This is a genomic window from Mesorhizobium sp. M4A.F.Ca.ET.022.05.2.1 (genome assembly GCF_003998845.1).
Classification (GTDB): Bacteria; Pseudomonadota; Alphaproteobacteria; order Rhizobiales; family Rhizobiaceae; genus Mesorhizobium.
This window is the reverse complement of the sequence record NZ_RZOJ01000245.1, coordinates 1-9,208: the sequence shown is the minus strand read 5'-3', so window position 1 is coordinate 9,208 and position 9,208 is coordinate 1. Positions and strand designations below refer to the sequence as shown.

10 protein-coding genes and 1 riboswitch are annotated in these 9,208 nt (G+C 63.8%); of the genes, 4 read left to right on the top strand and 6 right to left on the bottom strand.

The genetic code is table 11. The annotated features are described in order from the left end of the window. From EN745_RS23045 to EN745_RS23030, 4 genes are all read right to left on the bottom strand, one after another. Positions 1–616, bottom strand: a 616-nt coding sequence (locus EN745_RS23045; protein ID WP_127422344.1) for a glycosyltransferase family 2 protein, incomplete at its 3' end; no start/stop codon positions are given. 123 nt (positions 617–739) lie between these two features. Continuing rightward, entirely contained in the window at positions 740–1,567 is an 828-nt protein-coding gene (locus EN745_RS23040) for a Stf0 family sulfotransferase (RefSeq protein WP_127422343.1), read from the bottom strand. Beyond that, complete coding sequence (gene metW, locus EN745_RS23035) at positions 1,513–2,127, bottom strand: methionine biosynthesis protein MetW (protein WP_126058075.1); 615 nt, start codon at positions 2,125–2,127, stop codon at positions 1,513–1,515. Before metW ends, EN745_RS23040 begins: the two co-directional genes overlap by 55 nt. 58 nt (positions 2,128–2,185) lie before the next feature. Continuing rightward, positions 2,186–3,355: a homoserine O-acetyltransferase gene (locus tag EN745_RS23030; RefSeq protein WP_126058076.1), complete on the bottom strand. Its 1,170-nt coding sequence runs from the start codon at positions 3,353–3,355 to the stop codon at positions 2,186–2,188. A gap of 117 nt (positions 3,356–3,472) precedes the next feature. Then, positions 3,473–3,550, bottom strand: a riboswitch (SAM riboswitch). A 138-nt stretch (positions 3,551–3,688) separates the two neighbouring features. Here EN745_RS23030 and hisC point away from each other — a divergent pair. After that, complete coding sequence (hisC, locus tag EN745_RS23025) at positions 3,689–4,798, top strand: histidinol-phosphate transaminase (RefSeq protein ID WP_127422342.1); 1,110 nt, start codon at positions 3,689–3,691, stop codon at positions 4,796–4,798. A 5-nt stretch (positions 4,799–4,803) separates the two neighbouring features. After that, positions 4,804–5,742, top strand: coding sequence for a prephenate/arogenate dehydrogenase family protein (locus tag EN745_RS23020; protein ID WP_189363130.1), 939 nt, complete (start codon positions 4,804–4,806; stop codon positions 5,740–5,742). A gap of 15 nt (positions 5,743–5,757) precedes the next feature. Here the strand turns inward: EN745_RS23020 and EN745_RS23015 are convergent, their stop codons facing one another. After that, positions 5,758–6,681, bottom strand: a complete 924-nt coding sequence (locus tag EN745_RS23015) for a sugar kinase (protein WP_127422341.1) — start codon at positions 6,679–6,681, stop codon at positions 5,758–5,760. 88 nt (positions 6,682–6,769) lie between these two features. After that, entirely contained in the window at positions 6,770–7,768 is a 999-nt protein-coding gene (locus tag EN745_RS23010) for a DUF2125 domain-containing protein (RefSeq protein ID WP_126058080.1), read from the bottom strand. Between the two features lie 115 nt (positions 7,769–7,883). On the opposite strand from EN745_RS23010, the gene EN745_RS23005 reads away from it, so the two are divergent. Continuing rightward, positions 7,884–8,420 carry a gamma-glutamylcyclotransferase gene (locus EN745_RS23005; protein ID WP_126058081.1) on the top strand — a complete coding sequence of 179 codons (537 nt, stop codon included), beginning with the start codon at positions 7,884–7,886 and terminating at the stop codon, positions 8,418–8,420. Between the two features lie 121 nt (positions 8,421–8,541). Further along, a partial coding sequence (locus tag EN745_RS23000) for an aldo/keto reductase (protein WP_145992100.1) occupies positions 8,542–9,208 on the top strand: 667 nt, incomplete at its 3' end.

Here is a 9,208-nt window from a genome sequence, read left to right as displayed (position 1 = left end):
GTTGGTGCATCAGCAAGGTGCAGGAGACCTTGAAGCCATTGTTTTCAGGAAACGGGTGGCTGGAAATCCAGTCGCGCCGGAAGGCAGTATTGTTGGCGTTGAGGGCCCGTTTCGAGGCGAACCTCTTGTCGCCCTGGGCCATCGGGAAGAACCACATCAGGGCAAAGGTTCTCGAAAAGAAGTCATCGCACAAAAGATACGTGTAGCCGTTGACACAGACGATGCCAGGGTCCTGAAACGGGCCGAGCAGGGTTGCAAGCCAGTCGCGTTCCGGTACGGTGTCTGAGTCCAGGAAGACGACCAGTTCGCCCTCGGTTGCCTTGATGCCATTGTTCTTGAGGTCGTAGTAGCGGCCACCAGGGCAAGCCACGAAGCCTATCTCCGCCACTTCTTCCAATCGCGGCGCTTCGGCACGGAAGTTGCGCCGAAGCGTGTCCGCGTCCTCGGCTTGCCCGCCATGCGAGATGATCAGTTTCGGTCTCGCAAAGCCGATCGCGGAAACCGCGGCGATTTCGCGCGCCAGGGCGTTCAGCCCAACGCCGATCTCGGCCCAGTCGATCGACTTGGCGTTCTCCATTTCCACGACGATTGAATAGTCGGGGTATTCGTCAGCCATCGGGGGCGCTACCGGTTCATCGGAGTGTATGTCGCTATAACCCTGGTGGCCTGCTGTCAAACGACCGAGACGCTACCCACATCTGCGAGTTCGCCGCCTCGATCAAGTGGGTTTTCGTTGTTTCTAGTTCTTCAGGAAACCACGGAAGTGGCGCGGGCGATGCCAGAAGCTCGAAGCATCGGCGTACTCGGACAGAAAGCGCTCCCTCCATTCGTCATTGATTGTGTCGCGCTGGATTTCGAGACCTGACTCGATGTTGGTTCCCCAGGTAAGTTCGGTATCCGCCAAGCGTGCAATTTGCTTGAGGCTTGCTCGCGGATCTTGCTGAATTTGCTCGTAAGTCAGAGAAAGGTAGGGCAGTCCGTTTTTTGCGAACCAGCCATCCCAAGCCAGATTTTCCATCAGAATTCTTTCAAGCGAATCGACGATCGCGCCACCGTCATAGCGCGGCGGTGTGTCATTGATTTCCGTGGAGCGGAATCTGCGGGTTTGACGGGCGCGGGCCCAAGAAATCGCCTGGCCCAGCCGATCACGGCGCGTCAAGCGGACGTAACGCGGATTCGGAAGGCTCGCGGGCAGGTTCAATTTCTTGGCAACTTGAGCAAATTGGCTTGCGAAAAGCTTGATCGCGTAGATTCCTGAAGAGGATCGCCCGTCCGTCACCGCACGCAGAAGCTGCGCGCGGGGGGCGCGAGGATAATCCGGCAGCTCCAGCAAACGGCGACCGCCAAACCACTCAAGTGGACGCCCCAGTTCGGCGGAGGCCATCAACCCAGCGAGATGATTGCTACCGCTGCGCGGTGAGGTGCAGACAAGAATTCCCGCCTTTATCCCGGACAGAATGTCGGGCGGGATTTCAACCGTGGCCGCACGCCGACGAAAGAGACGCATCGCAATCATCGCTTCAGCAGAAACACTGCCTGCTGGCCGAAGAAATTCCAGAACCACCACGGCATGGAGAGGCCGATCCTCTGACCATTGCCGTCGAGGGCGGTTGCCTTTTCCACCGTGGCGCCAAGCTCCTCGCACAGATTGACGAAGTCACGGATGGTGCAGAAATGGATGTTGGGCGTGTCGTACCAGGAATAGGGCAGATCCTTGGTCACCGGCATCCGCCCCTTGACGAACAGCGACAGGCGCACCCGCCAGTGGCCGAAATTGGGGAAAGAGACGATGGCGCGGTTGCCGATTCTGAGCAACTCGTCGAGCACCAGCTTCGGATTGCGGGTCGCCTGCAGGGTCTGCGACAGGACGACGAAATCGAAGCCCTTGTCGGGATAGAATTCGAGATCCTTGTCGGCGTCGCCCTGGATGACCGAGAGGCCGCGCGCCACGCATTCGTTAACGCCGCGCTGCGACAGTTCCAGCCCACGGCCGTCGACCTGCTTGGTTTCCTGTAGTAATTCGAGCAGCAGCCCATCGCCGGAGCCGACATCGAGCACCCGTGACTGCGGCGGGATGAGATCGGCGACGACTTCAAGGTCGACGCGCTGGGCGCGGTTGACGCTCACAGGCTGGCCTCCCTTTTGGCGCATGATCCTGACTCGGAAAGTCTGCAACTTTCCGGGGTCATGCGCTCAGCCCCCTTGCCCGCGCGGCCGAGCCGATGAAGCCGTTGATGGCGGCGAACAGTTCCGGCTCATCGAGCAGGAAGGCGTCATGGCCGCGATCGGTCTCGATCTCGACGAAGGAGACGGAGGCGCCGGCAGCGTTCAGCGCATGCACGATCGAACGGCTTTCCTCGGTCGGGAACAGCCAATCGGAGGTGAAGGAGACCAGGCAGAAGCGCGTCTTGGTGCCGGCGAAGGCATCGGCCAGGCGACCACCGTGATCGGCGACGAGGTCGAAATAGTCCATCGCGCGGGTCAAATAGAGGTAGGTGTTGGCGTCGAAGCGGTCGACGAAGGTCATGCCCTGATGGCGCAGGTAGCTTTCGATCTGGAAGTCGGCGTCGAAACCGAAGGTCAGCGCCTCGCGATCCTGCAGGTTGCGGCCGAACTTGCGGTGCAGCGCCGCCTCCGAAAGGTAGGTGATATGGGCGGCCATGCGCGCCACCGCCAGCCCCTTCTCCGGACGCTTGCCGTATTCGAAATACTTGCCGCCATGCCATTCCGGATCGGCCATGACGGCTTGCCGGCCCACTTCGTGGAAGGCGATGTTCTGCGAGGAATGACGTGCCCCGGTGGCGATCGGCAGCGCCGAGAAGACGCGCTCGGGGTAGCTCGCCGCCCATTCCAGCACCTGCATGCCGCCCATCGAGCCGCCAAGCACGCAAAACAGCTTCTCGATGCCGAAATGGTCGACCAGCATCAGCTGCGCCCGCACCATGTCGCGGATGGTGATGACCGGCAGGTCGAGGCCGTAGGGCTTGCCGGTGGCCGGATTGGTCGAAGCCGGGCCGGTCGAGCCGAGGCAGCCGCCCAGCACGTTGGAGCAGATGACGAAGAAGCGGTTGGTGTCGATGATCTTGCCGGGACCGATCAACACCTGCCACCAGCCCGGCTTGCCGGTCACCGGATTGGTGCTGGCGACATGCTGGTCGCCAGTCAGCGCGTGGCAGACCAGGATGGCGTTGGAGCGGGCGTCGTTCAGCGTGCCATAGGTCTGGTAGGCGATCTGAAACGGCGACAGCAGCGCGCCGGCATCGAGCTTGAGCGGCTTGTCGGCGCCGAAGCGCAACACCGGGCTCGACGGATTGTCGGCCTCGTTGCTGGTTTTTGCGGCGCGCAGAACGGCCATAACATCCTCTTACATTAGGCACCGTGGTTTCCGGAAACCGATTCCGGTTTCCGGACCAGGCGACTGTCCGGCCGGCGGCGGACAACAAAAAACCGGCAATGCCTTCGCAAAGCCGGTTACAGGATGCAAACGGCCCTTTAGCGAATTGTTTAACGTGGCTGCAAGCCGACCGGCCAAATCACCACGGAACTGTCGCTGCTCTTCTAGGGCCAGCGCGGCTCGGCGTCAACGGTCGGGCTTTTCGCGCCCTTGCCGCCCTCTCGACATTCGCGGCCACGGCTTGTATTTCCGCTGCGGCCTTCGGTTGGAGGCATCCTCGACGGACTTTTGGACATGAACCAGACACCTGACAAGGCACGTCCGACGCCCCGCGCGGGCATCATGGACATCGAAGCCTATGTGCCCGGCAAGAGCACAGCGCCTGCCGGTGTCGCCAAGGTCCATAAACTGTCGTCGAACGAGAACCCGCTCGGCCCCTCGCCGAAGGCGATCGAGGCGGCGCGGGAGGTTGCCGCAAGGCTCGACGTCTATCCCGACGGCACCGCCAGGCGGCTGCGCGAGGCGATCGCCGAGGTGCACGGCCTCAACCCTGCGAACATCATCTGCTCCAACGGCTCCGACGAGATTCTCGGCCTGTTGGCGCAGACCTATCTTGCGCCCGGCGATGAAGCCATCATCACCGAGCACGCCTTCATGGTCTACAAGATCTACATCCAGTCGGCCGGCGCCACGCCGGTCACGGTGAAGGAGACCCATGAGCGCGCCGACATCGACGCGATCCTGGCAGCGGTGACGCCGCGGACCCGCATCATCTTCCTCGCCAATCCCAACAATCCGACCGGAACCTATGTGCCATTCCAGGAGGTCCGCCGCCTGCATGCCGGCCTGCCGAAGAACGTGCTGCTGGTGCTGGATGGGGCTTACGCCGAATATGTGCGCCGCAACGACTACGAGGCCGGCATCGAGCTGGCGGGCAGTGCCGAGAACGTCGTCATGACCCGCACCTTCTCCAAGCTCGGCCTCGGCGGCGCGCGCATCGGCTGGATGTATGGTCCGATGCATATCGTCGACGCGATCAACCGCGTGCGCGGGCCCTTCAACGTCAATGCAACGGCGATCGAGGCCGGCATCGCCGCGATCCGCGACCGCGCCCATGTCGAGCGCAGCGTGGCGCACAACGAAACCTGGCTCGCCTGGCTGAACGAGGAGCTGACAAAGCTCGGGCTCAGGGTGACGCCCAGCGTCGGCAATTTCGTGCTGATCCATTTCCCCGAAGACGGCAAGCATTCGGCGGCGGCGGCGGACGACTATCTCACGGCGCGCGGCTACATACTGCGGCGCGTTTCCGGCTACGGCTTCCCCAACGCGCTACGCATGAGCGTCGGCATCGAAGAAGCCAATCGCGGCGTGATTGCCGCCCTCACGACCTTCGTGAAAAGTTGAGCGCCATGGCACCTGTGATGTTCGAAAAGATCGCGCTGGTCGGCATCGGCCTGATCGGCTCGTCGCTGGCCCGCGTCATCCGCCGCGAGGGCCTGGCCCGCCATGTCGCCATCGCCACCCGCAGCCCCGCCACGCTGGCGCGGGCCGAGGAGCTCCGCCTCGGCGATTCCTACGCAACCGACGCCAGGCAAGCGGTGCGCGATGCCGATCTGGTTATCGTCTCGGTGCCGGTCGGCTCCTCCGGCGAAGTGGCGGAGGAGATCGCGCCGGCGCTGAAGAAGGGCGCCATCCTCACCGATGTCGGCTCGACCAAGGCTTCGGTCATCGCGCAGATGCAGCCTTATGTACCTGACGGCGTTCACTTCATTCCTGGCCATCCTCTGGCCGGCACCGAGAAGTCCGGACCGGACGCTGGCTTCGCCGACCTCTTCGACAACCGCTGGTGCATCTTCACGCCGGTGCCCGGCACCGATCCCGCGGCATTGGAAAGGCTTTCAGAGTTCTGGCGGCGCTGCGGCTCAAACATAGACACAATGGATCCGCAGCATCACGACATGACGCTGGCCATCGTCTCGCACCTGCCGCACATCATCGCCTACAACATCGTCGGGACCGCGGACGACCTGGAATCGGTGACCAAGACCGAAGTCATCAAGTACTCCGCCTCCGGTTTCCGCGACTTCACTCGCCTTGCCGCGTCCGACCCGACCATGTGGCGCGACGTCTGCCTGCACAACAAGGACGCTATCCTGGAAATGCTGGCGCGGTTTTCGGAGGACCTTGCTTCGCTGCAGCGGGCGATCCGCTGGGGCGACGGCGAGAAACTGTTCGACCTGTTCACGCGCACGCGCGCGGTCCGCCGCTCGATCATCGAGGCCGGCCAGGACATCGATGTGCCGGACTTCGGCCGCCAGGTCGTCGAGCATCCCGGCGCCAAGGGATAGGCGTGTCTAGAGCTTCTAATCGCCGGGCCAGTGGGCCGCCATCATGGCCAGCGTCTCTGCCCGGTCCGGGGCGCCGAGCCGGCCGCCGAAGCGCTGGCATTTGAGCGCCGCCGCAGCACTGGCAAAACGCAAGGCCTGCTCGGGCGGCATAGCTTCCGCGAGGCCGACGGCAAAGGCGCCGTGAAACACATCGCCGGCCGCCAACGTATCGACCGCCTTGATCCTCGGCGCCGCGACATGGCGGACCGAGCCGGTGGAACGGTCGTGCCACCAGCTTCCCGCCGCGCCGCCGGTGACCGCGACAAAGGCGTCGGTACGGCTGGCAAGATCGGCGCAGGCGCTTTCCGGATCGAGCGCCTGGCCGCAGACGATACGCGCCGCGGGTTCGGAAGCGACGATGTGCGTGGCCAGCGGCAACAACTGCTCCAGCACCTCCAGCGGCGCGGTATCGGCATCGAGGATCGCCGGCCGGCCATTGGCGCGCGCCGCGTTCAGGGCGAGCGCCGCGGCGCCCGGCCAGCGGACGTCGACCAGCACGGCGTCGAAGGCGGAGAGATCGGCGGGCAATTCAGCGGGGTCGGCCTGCGCCTTGCGGTCGTAGAACGGAACGATGATGCGCTCGCCATGCGCGTCAACGAGGATCGCGGCCAGCGCCGAGCGCGCGCCGGCCACACGTCGGACCAGGCTGCAATCGACGCCCTCGGCCTCGATCTCGGCAATCAGCTGGTCGCCGACGGCATCATCGCCCGCACTTGCCCAGAGCGAGACTTCGGCGCCGAGACGGCGGGCGGCGCAAGCGGCGCTGGTTGCCATGCCCGAGGCGATCTGGACGCCATCGGAAGCGATGAACTTGCCCTGATGCACGGGCAGCGTGTCGAGGCGAAGGATCGTGTCGAGGGTGAACGCGCCAACACTCAGGAGCTTGACCGGTTTATCCATCTGCTCGCAATCTCTTGTTGAGCATGATCTTGTCCGAAGACCTGTTTCCACCTTTTGCTGACGCGGGCCCTCGGTTCGGAACCATGCTCTAGTTGACCGGCTTGATCTTGCCGAGCGGGATGAAGCCGAGCGAGGCCTTGCCCTTGACGATCCTGAGCGGCATGGACGGTTCGTTACCGAGCATCGCCAGGCCGGCAAAGCCTTGCTCGATCTCGCTCTTGCGCTCGGGAATGGCGCCGCCAAGGATCGCCGCCACCGCCTTGGGATTCCTGAGCTTGATCGTCAGGTCGGCGTCGATCAGGCCGTCGGCATCGACCGATAGCGGCCCGGACACCGTTATCCGTGCTTCGCCAGACGACAGATCGAGCTTTGCGATGTCGACCGACTGGCCGCGCAGGCTCTTCGGCTGCGTCCTGATCAGCACGACACCGTTCTTCAGCGTCGCCTCGCCACTACCGTCGAGCGGCGGCAGCACGCGTCCGCCGATAGCATCGGCGTCGATCTCGAGATCGTTGAAACTGCCGGCATAGCCGATGTCCTGGCCATTCGGCTGCAATTGCCCGGCAGCCTTTCCGGCATAGAACAGTTCGACAGGATCACTGTTGTCAGCCGGATCGGTCTGGCCGGACAGGCCCTCGGCCTTCAGCGCGACGCGCCGGGGCAGCGGCCAGGAGAGCTTCGCATCCGCCCGCAGCTTGTCCCAGTCGATCCATAGCGGCGTCATCCCGGGCATGGAGGTCCTGAGCGGCCCGCGTAGATCAGCAACAGGCGACAGGGGCTGGTTGATCGCAGCCACGGCATTGAAGCTGCCGGTCGAGGCGGCGAGGTTCCTGGCATCGTCCTCATAGGCGAGCGTGTCGCAGGAAATGGCGAAACTGAGCGGATAGCCGCTGACGGTCAGGTTGGCGCAGCCGGCCTCGATGCCCTTGGCGTTGAGCGCGGCCACCGCCTTGTCGGCCTCGGCCCTGACGCGATCGGCGAGGTAGAACCAGCCGGCGCTGTAGATGGCGAACAGCACTGCAATGAAAGCGGCGAGCCAGAACAGCCGGCGGCGAAAGTTCGGCGGGCGCTGGTCAGTTGACGTCATGCTGGAGCTCTCATTGCCCCTGATATTGCGGGCGGACGGTTGTTACGCAACAAGCGGAAGACGGAAACACTGATTCCGGCGTGCGGTCGGGACTCACGCGATCAGGCTTGGCGATATGGGCGATTTTTGGGTTTTTGGCTATGGGTCGCTGATCTGGCGCCCCGGATTCGCGCATGTCGAGACGCGCCGCGCGCGCCTTTTCGGCTATCGGCGGTCGCTTTGTGTCTATTCCTTCGTGCACCGAGGCACGCGGCAGCGGCCGGGCCTGGTGCTCGGCCTCGACCGTGGCGGCTCCTGCATCGGGCTGGCGTTCCGCGTGCCCGGCGACCTGCGGGGCGAGGTTCTCGCCTATCTGCGCGAGCGCGAACTGGTGACCAGCGTTTATGTCGAACGCACGCTGGACATCCGGCTCGACGGGAACGGGACGGAGGCACGCAAGACGATCAAGGCGGTCGCCTACATCGTCGACCGCGCGCATGAGCAGTATGCCGGCGCGCTCGATGCGGCCCATGCGGCCGGCATCGTTGGCGGCGCAGCCGGCCAGTCCGGCAGGAACGAGGACTATGTGCTGAGCACGCTGGAGCACCTCAAGGCGCTCGGCATCCGCGACCACTGGCTGGAAGAGGTGGCGCGGCGGGTCGCGCCTTTGTGAAGCGCTGACCTGCCGGAAAAGAAGGGCCAGGCCTTTGACCTCGGCAATCCAAGACCTAGCTTAGCTGCTGCCCCCAAGCCGGGCTTGCCCCGCATCATCCCAAGCATCACGGAGTTCAATCTTGCACAAACGCCGTCTCGGTCGCACCGAACTTTCCATCGCGCCGCTGGTCCTGGGCGGCAACGTCTTTGGCTGGACCGCCGACGAGAAGACCTCCTTCGACCTGCTCGACCGTTTTGCCGATGCCGGCCTCAACGCCATCGACACGGCGGACGTCTATTCGCGCTGGGCTCCCGGCAACAAGGGCGGCGAGTCCGAAACCATCATCGGCAAGTGGATGAAAAGCCGCGGCAACCGCGACAAGATCGTCGTCATCACCAAAGTCGGCTCGGACATGGGCCAGGGCAGGCGGGATTTGTCCGCCGTCTATATCGAAAAGGCGGTCGACGCATCACTGAAGCGGCTGCAAACCGATGTGATCGATCTCTATCTGTCGCATTGGCCGGACCCGGCGACACCCTACGAGGAGACGCTCGGCGCCTATCAGAGCCTGCTTGCCAAGGGTAAGGTCCGCCATGTCGGCTGCTCAAACCTCGATGCCGGCCAGCTACGGGCGGCGCTCGACGTGGCAAGCCTGCGCAGCCTGCCGCGCTATGAGGTTCTTCAGCCCGAATACAATTTGTACGATCGGTCGTCGCTCGACGGACCGCTGCTTGATCTCTGCGTGGCCGAGGATATCGGCGTTATCACCTATTTCGGTCTCGCCAAGGGATTCTTGAGCGGCAAAT

Coding starts and splice junctions, on each gene's coding strand:
- EN745_RS23030 (WP_126058076.1), bottom strand. CDS start 3,355: ATGGCCGTTCTGCGCGCCGCAAAAACCAGCAACGAGGCCGACAATCCG.
- EN745_RS23020 (WP_189363130.1), top strand. CDS start 4,804: ATGGCACCTGTGATGTTCGAAAAGATCGCGCTGGTCGGCATCGGCCTG.
- hisC (WP_127422342.1), top strand. CDS start 3,689: ATGAACCAGACACCTGACAAGGCACGTCCGACGCCCCGCGCGGGCATC.
- EN745_RS23015 (WP_127422341.1), bottom strand. CDS start 6,681: ATGGATAAACCGGTCAAGCTCCTGAGTGTTGGCGCGTTCACCCTCGAC.
- EN745_RS23005 (WP_126058081.1), top strand. CDS start 7,884: ATGGGCGATTTTTGGGTTTTTGGCTATGGGTCGCTGATCTGGCGCCCC.
- EN745_RS23010 (WP_126058080.1), bottom strand. CDS start 7,768: ATGACGTCAACTGACCAGCGCCCGCCGAACTTTCGCCGCCGGCTGTTC.